This window comes from Pseudoclavibacter sp. CFCC 14310 (assembly GCF_008831165.1).
Taxonomy (GTDB): Bacteria; Actinomycetota; Actinomycetes; order Actinomycetales; family Microbacteriaceae; genus Pseudoclavibacter_A.
Genome location: NZ_WBKC01000002.1, coordinates 351,482 through 375,180, shown reverse-complemented (window position 1 = coordinate 375,180; position 23,699 = coordinate 351,482). Strand labels below are relative to the sequence as shown.

Below are 23,699 nucleotides of genomic sequence, written 5' to 3'. Positions count from 1 at the left end.
ACGATGATACTCCCGTCTCAGGAGTGCGGCGGAGGACTGATCTTGAGGCGATCCTCAGCCCGTTTGAGGCCACGCACCTGTGGATGATGGCGCGCGATGACGAACACGCCGCCGACCCCGATCGCACCGGTGATCACGAAAGCGGCCAGCATCCACAGGGGAGCCTTCGTCGCCTCTTCGAGCACGATCATGCCGATCAGCACGGCCACCAACGGGTCGATCACGGTGAGCCCGGCCATGACCAGATCAGGCGGCCCCGAGGCATGGGCGTTCTGCACGAACCACGACCCGAGTGCCGCGGTGACGGCCAGGGCGAGGGCCGTGACGAGCGTGAGCCATTCGAAGTTGCCGTCTCGCACGCGCGCGACCAACAGCTTGGCCAGCGTCGAGACAAAGGCGAAGAGCACGCCCGCGCCGATGATGTAGACGACGGCACGCATTCTGCGTCCGAACAGCGCGAAGCCGATGGCGAAGACGACCAGTACGCAGGCGAGCAGCAGGAGCACCTCGATGAGCCGACGATCGGTGACGGGGTGATCGACCGCGATGGTCGCGGCCATGATCACGAAGAGACCGATGCCGACCATGCACATGGCGACGCCGGTCAGCACGGAGCGACCGATGTGCAGATTGGCCAGATGCGCGTTGAGATACGTGGTCAGCACGAGCGCGATGATGCCGATCGGCTGAACGACCATGATCGGCGCCATGCTCAGCGCCGTGACCTGGACGACCACAGAGAGACCGAGCAGCAGTGTGCCGATCACCCAGCGCTTCGAACGAAAGAGATTCAGCAGCTCGCGGAGACTAAACCCGCCCGTGCCTGCCTGCTCGTCAATGCTTTTGTCGGTCTTGGCGACGCCGGAGCTCTGCAGTTGGGTGCCGATGGACATGATCACGGCGCCGAGCGCTGCGATCAGGATGGCGATGGCGTTGCCCACGGATTCACGTCCTGTTCGATCGGTGTCTCTATCGTATCGGTCGATGCCGAGGCGACAGCTCTGAGGCACGGTGCGTCGGCCGATCCTGCAACGGCGACGGATAATGGAGGCATGACCATTCTTCCCATCGTGGTGACGGGCGAACCCGTGCTGCACCACGTCGCCCAGCCCGTGACCGCCTTCGACGCCCACCTGCACACGTTGGTCGACGACATGTTCGAGACCATGTACGAAGCGCCGGGCGTGGGGCTCGCCGCACCGCAGATCGGCCTGGACGCGCGGCTCTTCGTCTACGGGTGGACCGATGATGAGGGTATCGAGCACAAAGGCGTCGCGGCCAATCCAGAGCTCTGGATCGCTCCACTCCCACTGAATGAGCTGGATGACGACGATGACGCAGAAGGGTGCCTCTCGGTGCCTGGGTTGAGATTTCCGACGCGACGCGCGACTCGGGCGATTCTGAAGGCCCAAGATGAGAACGGAGAGCCCTATGAGGTACACGCTGAAGGGTGGCTGGCTCGCATCTTCCAGCATGAGTACGACCATCTCGACGGCATTCTCTACGTCGACCGTTTAGAGGATCCTCACGCATACGCCGCGCGCAAGATCATTCGCAAACAGAAGTGGGGCCGACCGGGGCTGTCGTGGACGCCGGGCGTCGACGACGTCGAGGCATAAAAAAGTCTGCTGACCTCACAGGGGGGAAGGCGAGATCAGCAGACACGAAATAGTACGTAGATCATCGGCTCAGATGCAAACCGTTGGTAAGATATCTGCTCAAATCGCGACCCAGTCGCATAGAGCACGACACTCGGTAGAGACGCGATGGCAGGATTCGAACCTGCGACGGCTGGCGTGCGGCGGGCTATGAGACCGCCTCCTTCGTCCACTTGGATACACCGCGTTGACTTGCCCATGCTACGGCGGATCAATTTCACGGTGGCCAAGATGACGGTGTGTGACTGGGCGCTGCGCGTATTGCGTGAGATGATGGCTGCTGACGACGACGTGTCGCATTCCGCGCCACGCGCCGACCACGCAACGCACCGAGGAGCAAGACTATGAACGCGCCAAGCGCCAAGACCGAACAGGGCCACAAGGTTCAGGCCGCGAGCCACGGCCTGACATTCACTTCGCTGATTCTCGTCATCGTATCGCTGGGCCTGTTCATCGGCGGAGGCTTCGTTCTCGGCAACGCACCGATGAAGGGCGACGCCGGGCTCTGGGAACACCTGCTGGGTCTGCTCATGATGACCGCCGGGTTCTTCACCGCCCTGCAGGTGTCGACCTGGTTCTCGAACGACTGATTCTCTCGACAGCCCGACCAAGAACGCCCCTGCCCCGTCCGGTGGGGGCGTTCTGCGTCTCACGACACGCCCGAGCTTGCGCGCAGGCGCGGGCAGAACCGCCTTGGTTTTGCACCACGTCGGCCAGTTGCTATTATGGAGAAGTTGCAACGCGGTATTCCCCTGTAGCTCAATTGGCAGAGCATTCGGCTGTTAACCGAAGGGTTGTTGGTTCGAGTCCAACCGGGGGAGCTAAAGCCCCAGCCGGTCGAATCATCCTGGCGGGGGCTTTTTTCATGCCCTCCCCCGCATATTTCCGGCGATCCAGCACTATGACTCCCCCTGGCAGTCCATGCAGTCATAGTCAGAGAGGAGCGCTGGCCATCACTCTCAGAGCAGGTTTTTGACTAACGATTGACTAAAACTGCCCGGAATCCACGTTCAAAACCCTCGGATTTGACTAAAAACCGCTCTGCGGCGGCCTTTTCAAGACGCGCTCTCAGAGAGTGGTTTCCAACCACTTCCGTTCGTTTTGACTGATTTCTGTCAGAGTCTTCCGGTTGGTGCCGTTGTGCAGCATACGAGCGGTGTCACGCATAGGTGCATGCATGACGAACACCACTGGAACTCAGATGCCGACACTGCTTGACGTCGAGGGCGTAGCAGAATATCTCAAAGTGTCGACGAAGCACGTATACACACTCATCAACGAGCGCCAGATCAAGGCGGTGAAGATCGGCCAAAGCTGGAAGATGCGTGATACGGACGTCGCAGAGTACGTCAACGGCCTGTTCGAACGCTGATCGGTGCAGCACACGCGTCATGCAAGTTGGAGAGCTCAGAACAGTCCATTACCGTCCGCGCCCGGCAGGTGGCTTCGAAGCCTCCTCGAACGTGATCATCGCCAGCGGGAGGCGACGCAAACTTCGTGGTTACGGAGACACGAAAGAGGAGGCGAGCGCAGATCTGCGGCGTAAGGCTGCGGAGGCGTCGAAGACGTCGAAGCCGGTTCAACTGTCTGGCGAAACCCCTATCGAGGAGCTGGCGAAGCGTTGGATCGCCCATATTCGCCGTGATGCAAAGCTGTCGGTCGGGACAAAAGACCGGTACGAGGGAGTGATGCGGACCAAGATTCTGCTGGAGTTCGGCGGGCTCCCCATCAGCGCACTGACCGTCCCCGTGCTGGAGGACTACCTGCAGATGCTGGCGGAGGAATACTCGTCGAACTACGTGAAGCTCATACGGACTGTTCTCATCCGTGCCTTGCAGTACGCGGTTCGGCTCACCACAGACATCCCTGTGAACAACGCCAAGGAGACCACACCGATATTTGTGAGGCCACGCGACGCGCGCCCGCTCACTGCCGACCAAGTCCTGTGGGTACGGCGTGAGCTCGACTGGTGGCTGCATCGGGAAAGCGGCCATCGCGCGAGAGTGGACATCGTGCAGGATGTGATCGAAGTGATTCTCGGGACAAGTCTGCGCCCGAGCGAGGTCACTGCTCTCCAAGTCCGTCACATTGACGTTGAGCGCCAGCGTATCCATGTGAATTCGACGATGGTCGCCTCGTCCGATGGCCTCATCCACCAGGACCACGCGAAGAGCGCCAAGCAGCATCGGTACATCAACGTTCCAGCCTTCGCCTGGGCTGTCATCAAAACGCGCTACAAGCGTGTCTCGGAGTATGGAGACTCGGCTTACCTCTTCCACAGTCAGAGTGGAGTGAAACGGCCATACCTTCAGTGTGGCTTGCTTCGCACCCTCAGAGAGTTCCGCACCCAACATCCGCTGCTGCGGCCGCAGCTGGATGGATTCGACCTGTCTGCGCTGACGTTCGTGACCTTCAGAAAGACTGCAGCAACAGCCGTCGCAGAGGCTCAAGGAATCGAGTCAGCGCAGCGGCTGCTGGGTCACTCATCGTCGAAGATCACCAGCACCTACTACGTGCCGCACCATGACAGCGTCATCGACACCAGCATCACCGGTGTCCTGCAGAGCACATTCGGCCCCAGGGGGTGAGACGCCGAACGCATACAGATTGGTCATGGAACACATCTCCACCCAGGTTCAGTCCGTCGTCTCCTGGCTGTCGGCCGTCACCGGTCTCGGCGCCGGCACCATCTTCATGCTCGCCGCGACCACGGGGATTGCGTGGGCGAAGAAGATCGCGAAGGTCGCAGTGTTCGTGCTGCTGCTGGCCGTACTCGTATTCGGCTACCTGCACGGATGGTTCGCGTTCCTCGGCGCTGACCCACGAATCTATCAGCCCGGCGCATAGGCGTCACCATGGACACACAACACATGACCCACGATGACAGCGGCGTTCGATTCTTCCGAGGGGTCGGCTACGGTCTGGCCTTCAGCCTGCCGGTCTGGGCACTGGTCGGGGCGACCATCTGGAAACTGACACTGTTCCGGTGACCCGGTGGCTGCGCTCGATGGTCCGTGGGCGTTGACCTGTGACGACGTTCCCCTCGTGCACAGCTTCTACTAGTCGTTCGACCGGTTCCCTTCGACATGCAGCACAGCGCGGGAGCATTGAAGCTTGGACGCGAGACGTTCGTGTTCTCAGCGGATATGGCAGACGTGTTGCGGGTCATCCCGGCTCTTGGTGTCACGCTGAGCCCGGCGTGACCAGGGTGCGTCGAGGTCACCTGATGGAGTGGCCTCCTCGGGCATCTCGATCATCCTGCAGGGCGTTGCGAAGGCTGTCGGCGATCTGCGTTTTCGAGATGCTGAGGTTCCCGCCGGGCCCGTCCTGTTCCCCGACGTTGTTACGCAGCACTTCCGAGAGCCTGGTGTCATACAGGTCGAATCCCCCGTAATCCTCAGCGATGATGGTGCCGTTGGCGTCGTAGATGATGTTGTCAGAGGTCGCGACATAGTCGCCCTGACCATCCTCGTCGGCGTAGACGTTCATCTCGATTGTGTCAGCCTCCGGGTAGACCTCCTGCAACTGGGCGAAAGCCTCGGCTGCGTACGCTGTCGCAACTGAGCTGTCCGCCTTCCACGCTCGATCCTTCAGCCGGTCGACTTGGATGCGTCCATCACGGGTGCTGCGGAGCAGGTCATCGTCGTCGTCGGTGACTGTGGGGCCATCCTGGATGAGCTGCACCTGCTCGGACAGTACTGGGAGTCGTACGAGTCCGGTCATCCGGCCTTCTGCGTCGTTGTCCCAGGATGTGACGAGACCCATGTCTTCGAGGACGTTCGGGTCGCGTTCAGCCCAGGTGAAAGGCTGCTGCTGCGCGATCGTTTGTCCGGTGATGTCGAGCACATCGACGTATTGGCTCACGCCTGGTGCGTCGGGATCGTGGCTGATGCTGACGCGGAGGGTTGCCGCGTCTGGATGGTCGGCGACGATCTGACGGGCCCCGTCAGCCATGGTGAGGGTCGATAGTTTGCGGTTCGCTTCGCGCATTTCCCGCTCGGCGTCGAACCGGGTGACGGTCGGTGCCGGGAACATGACGAACGGGGCGCTGAGAGTCACCTCTCCCCCGGTCTGTGCTTTGGTCGCGAACTGACCGGCATGGCCGGTCATGACGTTGCCGCGAGGGTGGAGCTCTGGTGCGAAGGTCATCATGCCCTGTATGTGTGCTGGCCGTCGAAGTCGTCGTCACGGAGGCTCGCTGCCAGCTCTTCGAGACGCTGAACGTTATCGGACTTCGGGTGTACGTCTGCGTCGAGCAGGTCGACGGCAAGGGAACGGATCTCGCGGATCGTGTTCCGCTCGGTTTCACTCATGCGTTTCGGGGCGAGCACTGATGCACCGATACGTCGGAATCTCGATTGAGTCATGGCTCCGCCTATGCGGGGTTCACAGGTGATCACGGTCGGCGTGACGTTGCCGGAGGATCGTCCAAACCTGTTCGGGGAGGTCCGCGTTTGCGGTGGAGCCGATGTGCAGTCGGTCCAGCGCCTCGTCAGTGTAGATGGACTGGTCGACGTGAGCGAGAAGGTCGCCGAATGGTTCGTCATCGACGTAGCCACGGACCTGATCCTGACGGATCATCTGTTCGATCTGATCGGCGGCGACCTCAGCCTGATGCGCTGGCTGTGGGCGCGTCGACGTCTGATCGGCTACACCGGTTGACACGAGCGTCCACTCCCCCGTTCGCTCGTCGAAGCTTGCGCCTTCCGCTTCAATGCAGGTGTCGTCCACGGCTCCTGCGAACGCCTGAGGCGATAGAGCGTCATCAGGCACCTCCCAGTGGCCGCCCGGGGAGGCGATCCAATGAGGCATCCACTTCCCGTTCGACCGCTGATTCGAGAACGTCATGCGTGTCCCGACTGGCTGACGGTACAAACCGCTCACTGCGGCTCGGATCGTGTGTGCGTCAGCTTGACGTTCCGCAGTCATCTCTGGGGTTGACTGCACGTCTGCGGCCATCGAGGCCAGGACCTCGGGCAGCCGCTCCGGTGGGGCCTGCAGCCGCTGTTGCAGCTGATCCTCCCCGAAGCATCGGCGGAAGTCGTCGCTGATCCGTTCCCGAACGACCCGGTCGACGACATCCTGGTGAGGATGTCCCAGGTACTCGTCAGCGTGGGCTTCGTACGTCTGGTAGGCAGCCTTTGCCGGTGTGAGGCCGACCTCAGCGTCGGTCTGGGCTTTCGCCGCGAATTGACCGGCGTGGGCGGTGGTCTGGTTACCGCGCGGGTGCTGGGCGGGGTCGAAGGTGTTCATACGTCAGGATGTGTGCTGTCGGCTCAGCCGTAGTATTCGCCGGTGTCCTGACGCAGTTGCTCCTGCAGCTGACGGGTGCGAGCTTGACGGCGTAGCCATTCGGGTGCACTGCGAGACATGCGTTCCAGCTCTGCCGGGTGATCCGCGATCACCTTCTCCACGCGTTTCTGCTTCTGCGAGCCCTCTCCCCTGACCTGCACCATGGGGTGCTGGTCATCACCGTCTTCTGTTTGAGTGCTCACCGTGATGCGGAACGCTTTCGAGCCGTCGGCGTTCGAACCATACACGGAAAGCACCGGCCCAGCCCCTGATGCTGCGATGCCGAACCGGCGCCAGTCGTACTCGGATAGGCCCTGGTTGTCAGGGAGATCTTTGAAGACGGCTCGGTTGTCAGCCTCGAATGCCTCGTAGGACTCGATCTCCTGACATTTTGCGCCCCAGATGGCTGCACGCTGTTGCACGACTGGATCATCGTCGATCGGGCCGACGTACCGGTACCGCTGGTTGGAGCGTTCGTTCAGGGAGATCGGCTGGCGGGTGGCGTCGACGAATGACCCTCGTCCGCCTCCGGTGGAGATGATGAAGTCATCGAAGGTCGCGTCTGCAGAGTCGACGTCCGCGGGCAGGAATGCCAGCCCGGGCCCCCAGTCCTCACGGTTCATGTACAGCGCGTGGTAGGAGGTGGAAAAGAGCTCAGGCGGGTCGTTCAGGAAGCGTGATGCCAGCTCCAGCTCTAGGTCTGGGTCGATTGGTTTCCCGAAGTCATGGTCAGTTCCGTACTCTAGGCCCGGTTGCTGCCGGTCGAGGGCCACGTCTGCGTCACTCTGAGGTTTGGTCGCAAACTGTCCGGTGTGGCCGGTGGATGCGTTACCGCGTGGGTGCTGGGCGGGGTCGAATGTGCTCATGACCTTCTTTGTGCACGGCTGAAGCAGACAGCAGCCACACCTTACAGGTGGACTTCCGGATCGGAATGTGATTTCGACATGTACTGCCCACCATCGATTGTCCCTGCTGGGCGACGACCTTGCCTCTGGTGACGTCTACTTGGCGATTCTTCATCCGGCAGAGTGTGTGAAGCGAAACTGTTCACGAGGGATTGGAGTGCACCCTTCCGCTTTGATGAAAGCAGTTCAGTACTGACACCTTTGATTCTTCGGTTCAGCTTTGAGGGGACTATCTTCCCGTCTTGGATTAAGGTCCAGACAAAGGAATTGTCCTTCTCACGCCCTGCGGAGAGTTTTGCGACGCAGAGGTCATAAGGATCCAGACACAGGCCTCTTCTGCCTCCTGTGTTGTCATTACAGATGACTATCAGCCGAGTGCGCCAGTCCGGCGGCAGAATTGCGACGATTGCACTGTTGCCTTCGCCATAGTAGCCATGCGTCTCATCGAACAGTGACGACTGACCTAGTGCTGTCTCGATGGAATTGACGAGTTCATCATCGTTGATCTCATCAGGATCCGCTGGAGACAGATCAGCCTCCATGGAAAATGTTGCCGAAGGAGGCAGCTGGTCTTCGCTCCAAGCCCCCAGTATCGCCTGTGATCCGAATATCAGGACTTCGTCACGATGGATGATCTCTGTTGAGGCCCGGATGATGTGCTCAAGCTGATCTCGCCGCACGTATCCCTCTTGCTCGCTCAAGCGCACGCAAGCGGGCGTCGGCGCTGATGTTCACGGCCATCGGGCTGACCTGCCGCATGTCATCTGAGTACTCCCCCTGGCCGAGGATCACACCGAGGATTTCTTCGTCGGTTCCTTCCTCCAGAAGATCTGTCCAGTCCTGCATCCAACGTCGGCCCATTAGGCCGCTGACATTCCCCCTGATTTTCTCTAGCCTGGTAAGTGACCGATCTCGCATGGAACGGCTATCTGTGAGAAGAGCAATTGCCACCTCACGATGAATCTCGAAGGAGGTGGCTTCTCGTGCGATTGGCTTACCTACCGTCGCCCGCTGAACAGCGGCTTCGTTCCAGACCATGTCAGCTCCCTCCTTCCTTTTTGCTTTCATACAGAACAAGCAAGTCCCTGTCAACATTGTATCTGCAGCTCCAGTGAATCCGGCAGTGTTACGACGTCATACTGGCCGGAGGCGACGGTGACCAGATGTCCGTCCTCCAGGGACTGCAAGTGGAATCCGCGGGTCCTGGCGCCGGCGGCCAGGGATCAGACCAGCCTCAGCCAGCACCTCACGTTCGTCGGACAGTTTCGGGACATCTAGCCCAAGACGACGCTGCCAAGAGGCTTGCTTCGTGCGCCTATGGGTACGGTTCTCGGCCCGTCGCTTCACTGTTTCGAAAGACTCGACGGAACGTCCGATGACCGCGAAGCGCTCGCCGTCGATGGTGATGATCTCCCCGACTCGTGGGCTGCGATGTGTGATCGTGGTGGCCATGCTGGTCATGTGCGCGGTGCCCGGCGGGGAATGTCGAAGTAGAAGTACTCGCCATCGTCGCTCTCGGTGAGTTGTCCGATCTCTGCGAGGTCGGCCATCACCTCATACGAGTCAAGGTTCGTCCGCGCAGCAGGCAAAGCCGTCGGCGAGCATCTCAGCTGAGCAATCGCGTCCGGGAGTGGCCGGCCACCCGCGTCGTACACGGCGCTCGGTGTGTATGAGCCTTCACCGTCATCCGACTGGAAGGAGAACTCCACTTGTCGGGCGCGTGGGTCCTCGATCATCGACGAGATCTCTGCAAGGGCGCTCGCGGCATACCTGACGCTGTCGCTGGCACCGTCGAGCTGCGACTCCGGTGGTGTCTGGACCTTGGCCGCGAACTGGCCAGCGTGACCGGGGTTCCCTCGAGGGTGCAAGGTGGGATCGAATTCGCTCATACCTGAGGTTGTGGGCGGCTGGCCTCCCGCGCACACGTCTCGGAGACACCAGGAGGAGCTCATGTTGAAGTCGTTCGAAGTCACAGTCACCGTCACACAGAAGATCGTCGTGGAAGTCGAAGCGGATTCGCCAGAGACGGCAGCCCGCGTCGCTCGAAATCAGGTGGCCGATGGATGGACGGTGAAGCCCGACGAGGTCACCGCTGTCGAGGCGAGAGAGCTTCAACAGAGCCTGCTCCCGGCTGCATGAAGAGTCCGCATAGGGGCTGTATGACGATTCAGGAGGCCTCATGAGTTCCGACAGCGAACTGGCGATGGTGTTCGTGCTCAGGAACGAACACACCCCGGACGGACACGTCGCGCAGGAGGACGCGGTCGACGCTGCTGTACGGGGCATGCTCATGATCCTGTCTGACCGTCGGCCGGCGGTTGTCGCTGCGGTCGAGCACTGGGTGGCTGGGCGGTTCACCAAGATCGTCAAACGGGCACACGGTCGGCTCTGGGAACGGGTTGTCGAGCTTGACGAGCCGCTAAAGGTCCGGGCCGTCGTCGGCACAGCAGACATGCTTGTCTTCGCCCCCATTGCGCGCGCAGATCAGCCCCCAGCCCTTCGGGCGGCGCACGTCTCAGGGCTCCAGCTGGAAAGCGCCAGCCGGGCGAGCATCGAAACTGGCCTGCCTGTCTACGTGAACGACTCGTTGAACATGACCACTGGCAAGCTGATCGCGCAGGTCTGTCACGCGGTGCAGACGTTCGTGAGCATCCATCCGCGGCGCACAGCCCTCTGGCTGGAAGCCGGCGGACACATCAGCCTGGTCCGCGGCATCCCGAACGGCAATCACAGCGTGATGATCGTGGATGCCGGTCAGACGGAAGTCAGGCCAGGCTCCGTCACTGTCGCGATCGACTGAGCATGCTCGAGACAAGCTATCTGCAGAGGCTCGGGCGCGTATTCGATTCGTTTGAGGTGAGTGTGCCGGCGCGGTCGATGTACCAGGTGGTGCGGGGCACGTCGTCTGAGTACCCGATGAGGCGCCAGTTCTCGACCTTGGAGAAGTTCCCGGGCCAGCTGAGGCTGCCACCGCGTGCGTCGAGGGCTGAGCCGACATCGGTGCAGACATGCACCCCCGCAGGGAACGTGCTCTTGTCGTAGACCCCGGTCTGCCCGTTGAGGACCTCACCAAGCACCTTCTGGTCACTGCTGCGGGTGGCTTTCGCCATGTCAAGCTGCTCGGAAGCGTAGGTGAGGGCTGCCTTCACCTGCGAATTGTGCTTGTAAGTACGGAAGCCGATGAATGATGGAACGGCGACTGCGAGGAGAATCACCCCGATCGCCACGACCGTGATGACCTCCACCAGGGTGAAGCCGTGGTCGTCGCTCGGGTCAGTTCTGGAAATGGTCGACATCCGTGTTCTCCGTTTCGGGGGCAGAGGGTTGCGGAAGATCATCGGCGTTCACCTGACCGCTCTCGTCATTGACGGGGTCGATCACGCCGTCCTGGTTGATGGTGTGGCAGTCGCCGTTGTCACATGCGGTGACCGTCCAGGCGGTGAGTGACGACAGCGGTACGTCCCCAGGAGCCGCCTCGAAACCGACGTCCTGCGGAAGGTCGTAGGAGCTCAGCACCTCGGGGATGGTGAGCAGTCGGTCGTCGTTGTCCTGCTGAGCTGTGAGCACGGCGTCACGGGCGGCGTTCAGGCTCGTGGTGCTGCGTTCAGCCTGGGCCTGCTGGTGTTGCCCGACCCGCAAAGTCACGGCAGCGGCGGCCACCAGTGCGACCAGCAGTAGCACGGAGCACCAGACGGCTGTTTTCTTCTTCGATGTCGTTCTCGTCACATACCTCATGTATGCGAAGAACGGGGCCGACAGATGCATGTGCCACATCCGTCGGCCCCGTTCGTCTTGAGGAGGCGCGGTTTATGCCCAGCCGGCCTTGATGTTGCCGGTCTGATCGACTTGGAACTTGTAGCCGTCGTCGATGCTGCTGCCGTCCTTTGAGAAGCCGGCCTTGATCTTGTAGCCGGTGCTCGTCACGTCAGTGGCCGCCGGTGCGGTGAACACGACCTCACCCTTTGCCATACTGGTCGAGTAGCCTGCGCTGGTGATCGCCGAGGTGATCGCAGAAACGGTCATGTTCTTCTCGATTGAGTCCGCCGCCAGCTGGTTCTGCACCGACTGCAGGGCCGACTGGACTGCTGACTTTCGAGCGTTGTCCTGCTGGCCGAGGTAGATCGGAATGGCGATCGCTGCCAGAATCAGCAGAATCACCACCACGATCAGCAGCTCCACGAGGGTGAAGCCCTGTTCATTGTTCGCCTTGCGCACCTGCCAGTCACGGAGTCGCTGCTCCAGGCCCTTGTGCTTCTTCGTCTCCGTCATCATCAGCTGATGTCGCCTTTCTCTTCTCCGGCTCTGACCGGTCAACGAAGACATATGCGTAGAACGTCTCAGCGAATCTGAATGTCGCCCATCCGAGTGGTGATGGTCTTCCATGCCTGCCCGCGCGCCTGTGAGAGTTCACCGTCGATCGGGTGGTCGATGAGCCGGGCGGCCACACAGCCGAGTGCCACAGCGTCAGCGATGTTGTTGTCGTTGATGTCGACGTCCGGGAACCGGCGAACCATGGCCGCGATCATCGCATCCTTGTTGACGTTGCCTTTCCCGGTGGCGTACTTCTTCAGAGTTGCCGGCGGAACCTCGGCGACGATCACTCCCTGATCGAGCAGCGCTGAAACCACGCCCCACCACAGGCCCGACCGATCATGGGTGTGCCCGCTGGCGCTGTGGTACGCCGGCGACTCGATCGCGACGAGACCCGGCTCCCCAGTCCAAGTGAGGATACGGTCGATCATCGACTTCAGCCTCACCGACCGCTCGACCAGTGTTGCGTCTGCGGAGCCTGTGGAACTGATCCGCTTCACCTGCAGGCCGTCCTCACTGACACGGGCGAGCCCTGTCCCAGTGAGACTCAAATCAAGGCCGACGACTGTGCTTGCGTCACTACTCATTCGGCACCACCCTCCAGGATCATCGACAGTTTCAACGGCACCCCTCTGAAACGGACGTTCTTTGACCGTCTGATCTGTACGGAGACCCGGTCACTGTTGGCCAGATGATCCTGATAGTGCGGGTGCACGAGACGCTCTGTGTAGAGGTTCCGGAAGATGGTCGAACCGTCAGACCCGTGACCGATGGTCGGATCGAATCGCAGCGCCAGGCTCGCAGTCGGTTTCTGCACAATGAGGGCTACGCGCTCACCGGAGTCATCGGGTGACTCTGTGACCACGCCGATCATGTGTCGACCACGTGGCCGCCACTCCCCCTCCGGGGTTCGCATCCAGCCGAGCTGTGCGTTGCCTGCGCTCGCGTCGCCACCAAGGGGCGGGGTTCCGTCGCCGGCCGCGCCGTCGAGGTACGCTTCGCCGGACAGGAGCATGCCACGGATGCTCTCCACAAGAGTGGCGCCAGGTGAATGCAGCTGCTGGCCGAGGGCGTTGCTTGCGGTCAGGTCGCCAAGGGCCTGAAACAGGGTGTCTTCACCTTGTGCGCTCACTGCAGCCAGCTCCCGGTCCAGTCCGCCGACCCACGCCATCATGTGCGCGAGAGCCTGCAGTCCGATGCCGAGGTCCGCTCCGATCTTCGCTTTTCGGGCGACGTTCGCGGGGTTCACCCCTTTCGCCTGCATGCGCTGACGGTACTGCTCCTCGACCATCGAACGGATCTCCTTGAACGTGTGAACGGTCTGCTCCCACCCGTGCGGGGTCTGTAGGGCCACGTGCTGCAGATACTGAACGAGGGCGCCCGCGACCAGAGCAGGTGCAGGGCTCGTGTCACGGAACCCGCTGACCTCTTCAACAAGGTGTCCGTTGTCGCCGTCGTTCAGCGAACCGTCACCGAATGTGACCTCAAGGGTGCGGTCGCGCACACTCCTCAGCTGAGCGTTGTTCTCAGCGGTCAGCACAAGCAGGGCTTTCGGGGTCCGTGTCTTCGCGAGCCCACCGTTCCCGTTGCCACGCTGCCGAGATGCCGAGTTGTGAATGGAGCGAATGAGGTCTGCGATCTTGGAAGCCTGCTCGTCGGCTTTCCGCCGGTCGAGCGTGGGAGCGATGTCGTCGACGATCCAGAGGTTCGCTTTCGAGACGGCGATCTCCGTGGCAAACGACGTCGAGTTCGCTCCTGACGGCAGACTGTTGTTGTCGAACAGGCCGGGGGCCGCCTGATGGAAGCTTGCGATCGCAGCTGCCGTCCACGACTTTCCCTTGCCAGGAGGGCCCTGCAGGTAGACGACCGAATGGGTCTTCACCGGCACGTACGGGCGCAGGCCGGCGGCGAGCACGACGGCCGCGGTTCCTTTCTCCGCCCAGACGCCGCTGAAGACATACTGGGCGAACACTTCGCGCACGGCGGCGCGGACGTTGTCCCTCCACGTGTCGCTGCCCACCTCGCCGTCGGGAAGCCGCAGACCGAACCTGCTCGCGCCGGGAAGGTCGACTTCGGAGACGGCCGAGACGACTTTCCGTCGATCGTCACTGATCGGTGTGACCACTTGGTTGCCCGCGATGAACGCACAGTAGTCGGCACCCGGGACCGGCACCCAGCCGAGGGTGTCCCAGGCTGTGACTACCTGCGTCTCCGCCGCCCGGTGCGCTTTCACCGCGTTCAGCCACTCACGGCCCTCTTTCGCAGGTGGGAACTCCGGGATCGAGAACACATCCATGGGCAGGTCGACACCGCTTTTCGGGCGTGCCCAGTCCCGCGGCTCCTGATATGCGAGCACCTGTGCCGGGCCCTCCACTTTCACGGATCTCGGGTCACCGGACACCTGGTCGATCCAGCCGAGCTCCAGTACGGCGGTCTTCTCCAGCTCGGGGCTGTCCTTCGGCGTCCAGCCGCGCTCGTACACACCCGACTCGATCTCCGTGCTCGTCGGGCTCCGCTTGGAGATGAGCCGGTCAACGCGGCCAGCGAACGGGAAGCGATCACTCCAGTGGAAGGCACCCGTGCCCCCGCCGAACTCTGACTGTGTCTCATGGCAGACCTGCACCTTGGTTCCGGCTGGCTGGCTGTCAGAGGAGCCGGCCACACGCCATGCGCCCTCGCGAGCGACCACATCGTCCTTCGGGCGTGCCGGAAGGTTCTGCTCGAGTCGGTCGTAGTTGACCAGGTCACCCCAGTCGCAGTACTTGGCGAGGGCGTCGTCGATGCCCAGTTTGCCGTGGCCGCCGGCCTGCACGTCGGCGAGGTTCGCTTCGGTGAGGTCCACGTAGGCCACTCGGGCTCCACGATCTGAGAGGAACGTGGTCAGTCTGTCCAGCTGGGTCCAGACGTTGATGTTCGTGGCGGCGTCAGCGTCGAAAGCGAGGATGGTCTGCGCGTCTTTGAGCGGGATCGCGGAGAACTCGAGAGCGTTTCGGTGCCAGTTGCCGACCCCGACGAGCGCGAGCACAAGGGTGCGCTTCTTGACGGGCACTGCAGCCATGGCTTCGGTGAGCTTGGCCCGTGCGGCCTCCGGGAGCTCGGACGTAGCCAGCAGATCCGGGGCGACCCCAGCGGAGGCGAGCATGGCGGTGATCGCAGAGTCGGCTTTCAGGAGCCCCTCGGTGACCATGATCCGGCTGACGCCGCCCGGCTCGAACCACGACTTCGGTGTCGCTGGATGCACGTCGATGACGGAGGGGTCCCCGAGTCTCAGCTCGTATTTCGCGATGCGGCCATCTTCGAAGGCGCGGGGGCGAGTCGGACGGTACTGGAGCGCGTCAAAGTGCGGCTGCCGGCCGGCGGACACGTCTTCGAGCACTCGGTCTACACGGAACCACGGCATCACCATCGCGCCGGTGTCGGAGACACATTCCCGCAGCTGCCGCGCAGTCTTCGTGTTCCCCGGCCCCATGCCCTTGTCGGCGACGAACGTCTTCACCGCGTCCTGCTGCAGCCAGCTGTAGCCACGGGCCGAGGCAACCAGTGGTGCGACGGCGGAGTCAGCGAGCTTCAGCGCACCTGAGTCGGTGACGTTCGGTGAGTACTGTTGCGGCGAGTACGTGGGACTGGTCATAGGGCACCCTATGCGGGGGCCTGCTCCAGACGTTTGAGCAGGTACTGCGCGGCTTTGCCGGCGTCGTGCAGAGCCTCCTGCACTTCCTTCTGCGGGTCGGTCTGGTCACGTCGTTGCGCCCACCCCTGCAGGTAGCTGGCGCTGTTCTGCGGCTCATACCCGCATCCGGTCTCACTGGCGATGAGGAATGAGCCGAGCTCGGCGACCAGTTCCTCACGTGCGTACTCGTGGCCGCCGAAGCCGTCATGCGTTCCCCGGTCGAGTCTGGAAGGGTGCCCTGTCCAGTGGGAGAGCTCGTGGAATGCCGTCGAGTAGTAGCCGGTCTCCGAGTCGAACTGTTCCTTGTTCGGCAGGGTGACGGTGTCTGACCCGGGGACGTAGAACGCTTCGGACTGATCCTGGTGAACGATGTGCGCACCGCTGGCAGCGATCAGTGCCTCGCCCGCTCCTGCGTCTTCCCAGGTGCGTTCACGTTCGTGCGAGCCCGGCATGGCAGGCATGTCGTCGATCTCTTCGCCATTGAACACTGTCGCGGTGGAAGCGAACGCACCGGTGATGGGACGGCCTTTCGCGTCGAGCTTCGGTGTGCCGTCGTCGTTCTTGCGCTCGAAGGTCTTGTAGATGAGGATGCGCTCCCCCTTTGCGCCCTTGCGGACGCTGGCCCCGGCCTTCTTCGCCTGGTTGAACGTCATCCATCGTGGGTCAGTGAACCCTCGATCGAACCCGCGGATCATCAGCCAGAGACTGTTCTGCCCGGAGTAGGGCCGCCCGGTCGACCCGTTCACGGCCCGTCGCCCCTGCAGGGCACCGGGATGCCAGCTCTTCTGCCACGGAGCGGTGCCGGCCTCCATGCGGGCGATGATCTCGGCGGCAACCTGCGTCTGGAACTGCTGAGTCTTCGACGGTTTCGCCTCCCCGGCGGTTGGCGCGAGGCTCACCTCGGCGTCCGTCTGCCGTTTGATGTCGAAGCTGCCTGGTGTGCCTCGCCCGGGTGCGCGTCCGCGATCTTTGCCTCTGAGAGCTGTGGGTGCCATACCCACTGATGTGGACGGCTCAGTCTGCGCGTTCGGACAGCGGATCGAAGATGGTGTCCGGGATGTCCTGGGTGAAGTGCTCGCCGACGACGACATCGACCGCTTCCTGGATGATCTCTGCAGAGCGTTCGACGATCAGATCGCGTTCGTCCATGTCGATCTGCCCCAACACCTCGGATGAGAGCAGGTCGGCGATTTGATACGGGCGACGCATCGTCTCCAGTGCAACCAGTGCGGCTAGGGCTTCCTGGCGTTCGTCGTTCATCATCTGAGCTCCATATCGCTGCTGTCCATGACAGTGATGTATGCGGACGACGACCCCGCGCACAGGCATGGAGTCGTTCTCCGCATAGGTGATCGACAGGACGTGCGTTCCGGGTTACCCCCTTGATCCGGAGCGCACGCCCGTCCAGGGGCCGACAGGTTTCGACGGGCACAACTGAACATCGACTGCGAGCCGAGGAACGACGGACACCTCGTAACACATGCCGTCACCCGACAGACGCCAATCAGAAGCGCTCTGGCTTCGCCCTCGTGGCGTGAGCTCGGGGACGCAGCGGAAGTCTCCGCCGCTGCTGACCCGTCATGAACGGAGACTGCGATCTCGACCGGATGTCACCGGCGGCCGGGACGAGACAGCACCGGGAACGAACAGGAGCACCCCGCCCGCTCAGGTGACGGAGCTCCGAAGACCAACACCTGAGACACGCTCGTAGACGTCGATGAGACGATGTGCCCGGACGCGGGTTCAATTCCCGCCGGTTCCACGCTAGCCCCGCGGGGATCTCGCACGGCCAATCAGCTCATAATTGTGAAAGCACTGGGGGCGACTTGTAAAATCAGTCAAAAGTGAGAGGTCCAGAGCTGCCGATTGGATTGTTCCTTCTGGCAGGGCGGCCCTTCGCCCTTACCAAGCTAACCTCCATGCCGAGGACATCCGCCAACCTCGAAAGGGTGGCGACCGAGATCGCAACCCCCAGCTCGACCCTGGCGACCGTAGGACGAGAGACCCCAGCTTGGGCAGCGAGTTCGGTCTGCGTGAGGCCCCGCTCATCCCGCGCCTCACGAATCTGCTGCCCAATGCTCATGGTCACACTCCAGCAAAAACCTGGAGACTATCGAGAGCAGCTTCACGCTCGGCCATGGCATCGCGCATCGTCTGCTCCATGTAGTCCCAGTCGGGGTCGCCAGAGGAGGTGACGGGGAGGCGGATCATTACGTCTCGAATAGTGTCCATCGTGAGCATCACTGTGTAGCTTGCGTCCAGCGCAGTCGTAATAGCAGCACAGACAAAGAGAGCTCGATTACGGTCCAAGGAATCATTGCGCAGCATGAGAAGACCATTTCCGCTGCTGTTGGCAAGAAAGTCCTGCTCCTGCCAGAATGCATATCCATCCACCGTGTTAATGGAGATGCAGTGACCATGCTCGATATCTGTCGATGACTTAGGCTCGAGATAACCGCTGATCCCGTTATTGAAGATGCTGTTGGTAACGTAGGGAACATTCCCATCGGCATAGCTATTGATGGTTCTGCGAGTGGCTCGTTCAATGGTCGGAAACAGCGAGCCGATTCGAAATTCACGCCAATCACTCGTATCTATCTCCGTGTTCGACGAATCAGCCAAAGCAATCAGCTCATCAAGTTCCTGCTCATGCTGCGCAAGGACCTCACGCATTGTCTGCTCCATGTAGTCCCAGTCGGGCTCACCGGCAGAGGTGATGGGCAACAGAACGGCAATTTCCTTGCGCATCTCCGAAACTTTTAGCTTGCGATCATACGTGAAGTCCTTCACAGCGGCGTAGATGACCGCAGACAAGAAAAGACCTGTATTCCGATTTAACACCACGCCTTCTCGAGGAAGGAGCCCCATTGCGGTTTCACCAACAAAGACCGCGTCTTCGTGATAGAAAGTGGCCCCCACACTTCCCGAGTAGGCCACCGTAATCAGATTGCTGTGCGTGACGTAGTCAGAACCGTCGGGGAACCCCACCGCTGCTGTCACGCCATTGTTGATCCCGGATGTGCTTACAAGCGGAATGGAACCAGGAACCCTCCAGGTCATCGGATATTTACGCCCATTGACGACCTCAAACAATTCCCCGATCCGGAACTCACCCCAGGTGCTTGTGTCTATCTCCTTCACTTTGACACCTTCAGCAGCACAGAGTCATCCGCCTCGGTAACGCTCGCCGAATACGTCGCAAGCCTGCCCAGTTTCTCGCGCATCACCTTTGCATCGACACCACGCAGGAACATCGCATAGTCCATCGCGGTGCGAGCAAGATCTTCTTCTGTCAGCACGAACGGCTTCACGGGGGCCTGCCAGCTCAGATGCTCGGCCGGGTCGAGCCACTGCCCCGTACCGTACCTGCTGTCGTCATTGCGCTCAATCGCATCGACCCAGTAGCCCTCCAGTGCCGGCCAGCGATTGTGCACATCGTGCCGACCCTTGTTCTTGACCGTGATGAGACCGTCCTCGGCGATATTCACCGCGAAGAACTTCCTCCCATCCTGTGGTTTGCCGGCCTCGAAGATGAAGATGCTAGTCGTGACTCCAATGCCGAAGAACAGATTCTCCGGCAGCTTCACGACTTTCAGAAGACGATGATGCCGCTGAATCCGTGACATTCTCGCCTTCGATGTCTTCTCGAGCTTCTTGTCCGGCAGGATGAAACCGCACAGTGTTCCTCGCCCAACACTGTTGAGCACGTTCTCGACGATCTCCATGCAGCCGAATTTCTCCTCATACGGCGGATTCATCAGAACCTTCGTCGCATGAGTGGACTTCATCCATTCGCTGGCGGTCTCAGTCCGCGCGTTCATATGAGCGAGATTCGTCTTGCCGTCTTTATGGATGAGCATGTTCGCACAGGCAAGCGCATAGATCTCACGATCGAACTCGATGCCATAGAGCTGCTTCGCCTTGATCTGCTTCGCCTTGATGGTGTTCACCCCACCGGCCTCCGCGATCATCTTGCTCATGGCCTTCACGAGAAACGATCCCGAGCCTGCACAAGCATCGAGTACACGATCATCCTTGTCCGCTCCGACAAGTCGATACATGAAGCCGGTGATGTGCTCCGGCGTGAAGACCTGACCCTTCTCGGTCTTCTTCTTGTACCGATTGAACTCGTTGAAGAAGATCGCCATCACATCCTCGCCATTCCAGGCACTGGAGTTGATCAGACCGGAGATCTCCGTCACCCAGTCGATGAAGTCACCGATGAGATTCGTCAGCCGAGCCACTGCTGCCGGATTGTCATCATCCGTCGCGACATTCATCTTGATCTCGGAGTAGACCTCAGCTAGAAGCGCGAGCTTCGCATTCTGCTGGAGGTCCTTCTTGATGGCCTTGTTCAGGGCGTTGAGGATCCCATTATGGAACTCGCTGTAATCCATACCTCGAACGAGGATGGCGTCATAACGACGAGCGACGAGTGCACACGCCGTGAAGATCATCCGGTGGTAGAGATCCTTGATCCCAAAGTCGGAATGCAGCGAGTTGTTGATCCGCATCGTGAGCTCGTAGATGCGATCCTTGTCGATCGGTCGATCGGTCAATTTCACGAAATAGAACTCCTTGGGCTGCAGCTCGTCCGGCACGTCAAGCGGCTTGCCATTCTCATAGGCGCGAGTCTGCTCGCCGTCGAAGACGAGACCGACAACGCGGTCATAGCGTGACCGCACCGTAGCGCAATACTTCTCCACCTGGGCCCGAAGCGCCGGAGAGTTGATCGGCATCGCGCCCGGAGCCTTCGTCTCGAGCACGAGCGCCACGGCACCACGATCGGCCGGCAGATACCAGCCATCAGGTTTGTTCGAGGTCCCCTCACCAGTGAAACCGAGCTGCTTCATTGTGGTGATCTGTCCGACTCCGCTCTTTGCAACGGAGGGAGACACGTCAGAAAGGCCAAGTACCGAGTCGGCCAGGCTTCGTACCTGGTCCTCTGTTTCTATTGCGTTTGACATACGTGATCTCTCCCTTTGGTGTATCAGATATGATACAGGACCTGAACAGCTGGCAGCCCCGGCTGTTGCAAGATGACTAGCAATACGCGGAATCGCATCATGCCCCGTGCCAGAAGCAGTTGGGCCCGACCGGTCAACCTGGTCGGGCCCAACTGCGTTCACCTTCTGTGATCAGCCGCGTTTGCGTCGTGCAACCTGGGTGAGGCTTCCGCCCGCGATCAGCAGTGACGCGGCACCCACGCCGGTCCAGAGGCCTGAGTCGTCTCCGCCGGTCTGCGCGAGCTTTGCCTGACCGGCGGTATCCTGCTCATCGACTCCAGGCTGGGTCACCGGCGGCTGGTAGGTGCCGTCGTCTGTCTGCTGTGCACCCGGAGTCTGGGACCCGCCGTTCGGGTCGGTCGGCTGCTCGCCGCCGTTGGCAGGGTGATCGTCCGGCGTGGGCGGATTCTGGCCGGGATCGGTCGGGGTGTTCGGGTCAGTGGGCGTCTGGCCGGGATCGGTCGGGGTATCACCCGGATCGGTCGGTGTGTCACCGGGGTCTGTGGGCGTCTCTGGATCGGTGGGGTTCTCCCCCGGGTCGGTGGGAGTGCCTGGATCAGGGTCGGGTGTCACCGGAGCATCCTCCTTGACGGTGACGGACACGGTGGCAAGCACCTTCGACTGAGGGTCGCCGTCGAGGCGGACCTTCAACGTGTTCGCGCCGACGTTCAGTTTCGAGAGGATCGAGGCCTCGTCGGTGCCGAAGACGTCAGCGAACTGCGCGAGCGTCGGATGGTCGGGGTCGAGGGAGTTCACTTTCGACAGGTCGACCTTGAGCCCTGAGAACACCGGGGTGGTGCCGTCCTCCAGGTAGATGCTGTAGCGGTGCTTCTGTGCGACGAGGTCGCCGGCGGCATCGCTGATTAGGCCGGAGTCAGTCCACGAGAACGACTCCACGGTGCGGGTTGCTTCGGCGGTCGCTGTGAGTGATGTCTCAGCGTGCGCGTGTGTGGCACCAACCGGTGAGGCCTGTGCTGAGAGCAGGACTCCGGCTGATACTGCAAGCGCAGCAGTCAGTACGGCCACATGTCGGACGGGGGTTGGGCGTGCGAAAGCTTTCATGGTGAGGAGGGGTCCTTTCAGTCCTCGAATGGGAGGAGGGGTTTCTTCTCGAGACGTAGATTGCGTGAGACGGAGAGCTTCTCCTGATTCGGGGTTGGGAGTCCGGAGAGCCAGTCCTCCAGCGACTCGTTGTCTGGGTCGAATTCCTTGCGCTTGTCCTGCACTGGTTCGGGCTCCGGTTCTGACACAGGCGCAGGCTCGGGGGCCGTGGCCGTGGAGTCGACTGGCGATGGGATCGCGTAGTCGGTGTCATCTGAGACAGGCTCGGGAACGCTGGGAGTGGGTGTGTCTCCGATCAGGTCCTGGAGGAGGGCTTGGGTGTCGTTCTCTTCCTGCTGTGTGGGGAGCTGAACGGTTGGGGCTTCGTCGAAGACGATCGCTTGCGGTGACGGAGGAACGTCCGGTTCCGGCTCCACTTCCGGCTCCAGATCGAGCGCTGGGCTCGGTGTGGGAACGTCGTCTTCCTCGTTCAGCTGCAAGAGCGCGTCGTTGATCAGCGAGATGGCTTCCTCGTTCCCCCAGTCAGAACCGTCTGCAGCCTGCTCCTCTTCGGGGACAACGTGCTCAGGCGCAGCAGGCTCAGGGGCGGGCGGCTGCACCAGTGGGAGTCCGACGCCGACGATCGGTGCAGGCTGGGTGGCGGGTGTGACGAGAGGCTCTCCTGCGAAGATGTTCGCAGCGATCGCGTCGAACAGAGGCAGGCGCGTCTGTACGTCGAGCTGGTAGTCGAGGGTGATCGTGCGGTCACCGCTCAGACGCACCTGCAGGACCGAGGATGAGCGCTCGTCGGTGCCGATCGAGAGCCCAACGACCTCTGAGAGCTCAATGACTGAGTCCTCAGCGATCCAGAGTAGGTCGCGGTCCCGGATGTGACGTACCTCCCCGGGTCGTGCGTGGCCACCAGCTACTTCGGCGATCATGCCTGTCAGCGTGTCCCGTGCGTTTGTCATGCTTCTCCTCAATCGTTCGGATGCCTTTCACCTATGCGGAGCACCGCTGAAGGTGTCCCGTTTCTGCGCCGACGTGTAATCGACGGGCGACGGGGCTTTCGTGGCTTCGGCGGGCGGGAATCCTTCGGGCGCCGCTGAGACTTCGCACGCATCAGTCTCGGTCGACGGATTCGAGGATGGGCATGCACGAACCAGCCAAACGGCACAAGAACGATCAGGCCGCCGAGGAACACCATGAGGATGTGCCAGAGGACCACCGCAAAGATGCTGAGGGCGACCATCGCGTACGCGAGCAGGTTCAGATCGGAATCCACGTGCTATTCCGCGGTCACGTACGTTAGATCAGAGGAATCGGCGAGGGTCCGCAGGAACGACGTCTCCGTCTCCGGGTCAAGCCAGACGATCCGTCCGGTCGGGCGTTCGTCATCCGTGTACGGCTTGTACTGAGTGGTCGTCAGGATCAGGTCGATGGGTCCGTGGTACTCACCGGAAACTGCCTGATCCTTGGGCGTGGTGAGGAATAGGCGGTCGTTCTCATCCAGTGGATCCAGCGACCCGCTCTCGTCAGGCTGGTCAGCGGCGAGGCCGAGCAGCAGCATCGACTGGAGCGTGTCGGCGTGCTCCTCCATGTGGTCGACGCGCGCTTCGAGCGCCTGTTCGTCGTTGAGCGTCTCATACCCGGGGATCAGACCACCGATCAGGTCCGCCACCGATTCGCCTTCCAGGCGGTTCCCGTCGGGGAACTCGATTCGGTAGGGTGCGGTCGACTGTCCGTCGCGAGTGTAGGTGCTCATCATTCATTCCTTTTCGGGTTGCTCGTCCGAAGACGAGAGGCAGTCTGCCTG

Annotated in this window: 29 protein-coding genes, 1 tRNA gene, 1 other RNA gene and 1 pseudogene; 11 read left to right on the top strand and 21 right to left on the bottom strand. The window is 61.4% G+C overall.

The window, feature by feature from the left end:
* Positions 1-17: 17 nt before the first annotated feature.
* Positions 18-941 carry a DMT family transporter gene (locus F8O06_RS05530; RefSeq protein WP_158037914.1) on the bottom strand — a complete coding sequence of 308 codons (924 nt, stop codon included), beginning with the start codon at positions 939-941 and terminating at the stop codon, positions 18-20.
* A 111-nt stretch (positions 942-1,052) separates the two neighbouring features.
* Here F8O06_RS05530 and def point away from each other — a divergent pair, with 111 nt between their 5' ends.
* A complete protein-coding gene (def, locus tag F8O06_RS05525; protein ID WP_158037913.1) occupies positions 1,053-1,619 on the top strand; it encodes a peptide deformylase in 567 nt (188 codons plus the stop codon).
* A 142-nt stretch (positions 1,620-1,761) separates the two neighbouring features.
* Here the strand turns inward: def and F8O06_RS05520 are convergent.
* Positions 1,762-1,845: pseudogene (locus F8O06_RS05520) on the bottom strand.
* A gap of 157 nt (positions 1,846-2,002) precedes the next feature.
* Between F8O06_RS05520 and F8O06_RS05515 the strand changes: the two are divergent.
* The 5 genes from F8O06_RS05515 (at position 2,003) to F8O06_RS05495 (ending at position 4,505) form a co-directional block, all read left to right on the top strand.
* The gene (locus tag F8O06_RS05515) at positions 2,003-2,248 is read left to right on the top strand and encodes a hypothetical protein (protein ID WP_158037912.1); all 246 of its coding nucleotides are present in this window, start codon (positions 2,003-2,005) and stop codon (positions 2,246-2,248) included.
* 158 nt (positions 2,249-2,406) lie between these two features.
* Positions 2,407-2,479 (top strand) — tRNA-Asn (locus F8O06_RS05510).
* A gap of 356 nt (positions 2,480-2,835) precedes the next feature.
* The gene (locus tag F8O06_RS05505; RefSeq protein ID WP_158037911.1) at positions 2,836-3,030 is read left to right on the top strand and encodes a helix-turn-helix domain-containing protein; all 195 of its coding nucleotides are present in this window, start codon (positions 2,836-2,838) and stop codon (positions 3,028-3,030) included.
* A gap of 91 nt (positions 3,031-3,121) precedes the next feature.
* A complete protein-coding gene (locus F8O06_RS05500) occupies positions 3,122-4,246 on the top strand; it encodes a tyrosine-type recombinase/integrase (protein ID WP_192496859.1) in 1,125 nt (374 codons plus the stop codon).
* Positions 4,247-4,271: 25 nt separating this feature from the next.
* Complete coding sequence (locus F8O06_RS05495; protein ID WP_158037909.1) at positions 4,272-4,505, top strand: hypothetical protein; 234 nt, start codon at positions 4,272-4,274, stop codon at positions 4,503-4,505.
* A 372-nt stretch (positions 4,506-4,877) separates the two neighbouring features.
* Here the strand turns inward: F8O06_RS05495 and F8O06_RS05490 are convergent, their stop codons facing one another.
* Entirely contained in the window at positions 4,878-5,810 is a 933-nt protein-coding gene (locus F8O06_RS05490) for a hypothetical protein (RefSeq protein WP_158037908.1), read from the bottom strand.
* Positions 5,807-6,025 carry a hypothetical protein gene (locus F8O06_RS05485; RefSeq protein WP_158037907.1) on the bottom strand — a complete coding sequence of 73 codons (219 nt, stop codon included), beginning with the start codon at positions 6,023-6,025 and terminating at the stop codon, positions 5,807-5,809. Before F8O06_RS05485 ends, F8O06_RS05490 begins: the two co-directional genes overlap by 4 nt.
* Positions 6,026-6,035: 10 nt before the next feature.
* On the opposite strand from F8O06_RS05485, the gene F8O06_RS12200 reads away from it, so the two are divergent.
* Together F8O06_RS12200 and F8O06_RS12195 are read left to right on the top strand one after the other, a co-directional pair.
* Positions 6,036-6,320, top strand: coding sequence for a hypothetical protein (locus F8O06_RS12200; RefSeq protein WP_192496858.1), 285 nt, complete (start codon positions 6,036-6,038; stop codon positions 6,318-6,320).
* A 345-nt stretch (positions 6,321-6,665) separates the two neighbouring features.
* The gene (locus F8O06_RS12195; RefSeq protein ID WP_192496857.1) at positions 6,666-6,944 is read left to right on the top strand and encodes a hypothetical protein; all 279 of its coding nucleotides are present in this window, start codon (positions 6,666-6,668) and stop codon (positions 6,942-6,944) included.
* Here F8O06_RS12195 and F8O06_RS05475 read toward each other — a convergent pair.
* From F8O06_RS05475 to F8O06_RS05460, 4 genes are all read right to left on the bottom strand, one after another.
* A complete protein-coding gene (locus tag F8O06_RS05475; protein WP_158037905.1) occupies positions 6,935-7,723 on the bottom strand; it encodes a hypothetical protein in 789 nt (262 codons plus the stop codon). The two genes, F8O06_RS12195 and F8O06_RS05475, sit on opposite strands and share 10 nt — an antisense overlap.
* A gap of 134 nt (positions 7,724-7,857) precedes the next feature.
* Positions 7,858-8,556: a DUF6036 family nucleotidyltransferase gene (locus F8O06_RS05470; RefSeq protein ID WP_158037904.1), complete on the bottom strand. Its 699-nt coding sequence runs from the start codon at positions 8,554-8,556 to the stop codon at positions 7,858-7,860.
* On the bottom strand, positions 8,516-8,893 hold the full coding sequence (locus tag F8O06_RS05465; RefSeq protein WP_158037903.1) for a hypothetical protein: 378 nt from the start codon (positions 8,891-8,893) through the stop codon (positions 8,516-8,518). The genes F8O06_RS05470 and F8O06_RS05465 overlap by 41 nt, the downstream gene beginning before the upstream one ends.
* A gap of 419 nt (positions 8,894-9,312) precedes the next feature.
* Positions 9,313-9,744 (bottom strand): hypothetical protein, encoded by a 432-nt coding sequence (locus tag F8O06_RS05460; protein WP_158037902.1) that lies wholly within the window; start codon positions 9,742-9,744, stop codon positions 9,313-9,315.
* A 61-nt stretch (positions 9,745-9,805) separates the two neighbouring features.
* Here F8O06_RS05460 and F8O06_RS05455 point away from each other — a divergent pair, with 61 nt between their 5' ends.
* Positions 9,806-9,994 (top strand): hypothetical protein, encoded by a 189-nt coding sequence (locus F8O06_RS05455; protein WP_158037901.1) that lies wholly within the window; start codon positions 9,806-9,808, stop codon positions 9,992-9,994.
* Between the two features lie 40 nt (positions 9,995-10,034).
* A complete protein-coding gene (locus F8O06_RS05450) occupies positions 10,035-10,655 on the top strand; it encodes an aminoacyl-tRNA hydrolase (RefSeq protein WP_158037900.1) in 621 nt (206 codons plus the stop codon).
* Positions 10,656-10,671: 16 nt separating this feature from the next.
* Here the strand turns inward: F8O06_RS05450 and F8O06_RS05445 are convergent, their stop codons facing one another.
* The 7 genes from F8O06_RS05445 to F8O06_RS05415 form a co-directional block, all read right to left on the bottom strand.
* Positions 10,672-11,151: a prepilin-type N-terminal cleavage/methylation domain-containing protein gene (locus tag F8O06_RS05445; protein ID WP_192496856.1), complete on the bottom strand. Its 480-nt coding sequence runs from the start codon at positions 11,149-11,151 to the stop codon at positions 10,672-10,674.
* Positions 11,129-11,581, bottom strand: coding sequence for a hypothetical protein (locus F8O06_RS05440; RefSeq protein WP_158037898.1), 453 nt, complete (start codon positions 11,579-11,581; stop codon positions 11,129-11,131). The genes F8O06_RS05445 and F8O06_RS05440 overlap by 23 nt, the downstream gene beginning before the upstream one ends.
* Positions 11,582-11,662: 81 nt before the next feature.
* A complete protein-coding gene (locus tag F8O06_RS05435) occupies positions 11,663-12,127 on the bottom strand; it encodes a prepilin-type N-terminal cleavage/methylation domain-containing protein (RefSeq protein ID WP_225733409.1) in 465 nt (154 codons plus the stop codon).
* 65 nt (positions 12,128-12,192) lie between these two features.
* Positions 12,193-12,753 (bottom strand): crossover junction endodeoxyribonuclease RuvC, encoded by a 561-nt coding sequence (locus F8O06_RS05430; RefSeq protein WP_158037897.1) that lies wholly within the window; start codon positions 12,751-12,753, stop codon positions 12,193-12,195.
* Complete coding sequence (locus F8O06_RS05425) at positions 12,750-15,797, bottom strand: hypothetical protein (RefSeq protein ID WP_158037896.1); 3,048 nt, start codon at positions 15,795-15,797, stop codon at positions 12,750-12,752. Before F8O06_RS05425 ends, F8O06_RS05430 begins: the two co-directional genes overlap by 4 nt.
* A gap of 8 nt (positions 15,798-15,805) precedes the next feature.
* Complete coding sequence (locus F8O06_RS05420; protein ID WP_192496855.1) at positions 15,806-16,831, bottom strand: ArdC family protein; 1,026 nt, start codon at positions 16,829-16,831, stop codon at positions 15,806-15,808.
* Between the two features lie 19 nt (positions 16,832-16,850).
* Complete coding sequence (locus F8O06_RS05415; RefSeq protein WP_158037894.1) at positions 16,851-17,099, bottom strand: hypothetical protein; 249 nt, start codon at positions 17,097-17,099, stop codon at positions 16,851-16,853.
* A 144-nt stretch (positions 17,100-17,243) separates the two neighbouring features.
* Here F8O06_RS05415 and ssrA point away from each other — a divergent pair.
* Positions 17,244-17,601, top strand: a transfer-messenger RNA (tmRNA) gene (ssrA, locus tag F8O06_RS05410).
* Positions 17,602-17,670: 69 nt separating this feature from the next.
* On the opposite strand, the gene F8O06_RS05405 is transcribed toward ssrA, so the two are convergent.
* From F8O06_RS05405 to F8O06_RS05380, 6 genes are all read right to left on the bottom strand, one after another.
* Entirely contained in the window at positions 17,671-17,919 is a 249-nt protein-coding gene (locus tag F8O06_RS05405; RefSeq protein WP_158037893.1) for a helix-turn-helix domain-containing protein, read from the bottom strand.
* 2 nt (positions 17,920-17,921) lie between these two features.
* A complete protein-coding gene (locus tag F8O06_RS05400; RefSeq protein WP_158037892.1) occupies positions 17,922-18,977 on the bottom strand; it encodes a restriction endonuclease subunit S in 1,056 nt (351 codons plus the stop codon).
* Positions 18,974-20,689 carry a class I SAM-dependent DNA methyltransferase gene (locus F8O06_RS05395; protein WP_225733408.1) on the bottom strand — a complete coding sequence of 572 codons (1,716 nt, stop codon included), beginning with the start codon at positions 20,687-20,689 and terminating at the stop codon, positions 18,974-18,976. The genes F8O06_RS05400 and F8O06_RS05395 overlap by 4 nt, the downstream gene beginning before the upstream one ends.
* Positions 20,690-20,974: 285 nt before the next feature.
* A complete protein-coding gene (locus F8O06_RS05390; protein ID WP_158037890.1) occupies positions 20,975-21,739 on the bottom strand; it encodes an LPXTG cell wall anchor domain-containing protein in 765 nt (254 codons plus the stop codon).
* Positions 21,740-21,921: 182 nt separating this feature from the next.
* Positions 21,922-22,854, bottom strand: coding sequence for a hypothetical protein (locus F8O06_RS05385; protein ID WP_158037889.1), 933 nt, complete (start codon positions 22,852-22,854; stop codon positions 21,922-21,924).
* Positions 22,855-23,171: 317 nt separating this feature from the next.
* The gene (locus tag F8O06_RS05380; RefSeq protein WP_158037888.1) at positions 23,172-23,648 is read right to left on the bottom strand and encodes a hypothetical protein; all 477 of its coding nucleotides are present in this window, start codon (positions 23,646-23,648) and stop codon (positions 23,172-23,174) included.
* Between the last annotated feature and the right edge of the window lie 51 nt (positions 23,649-23,699).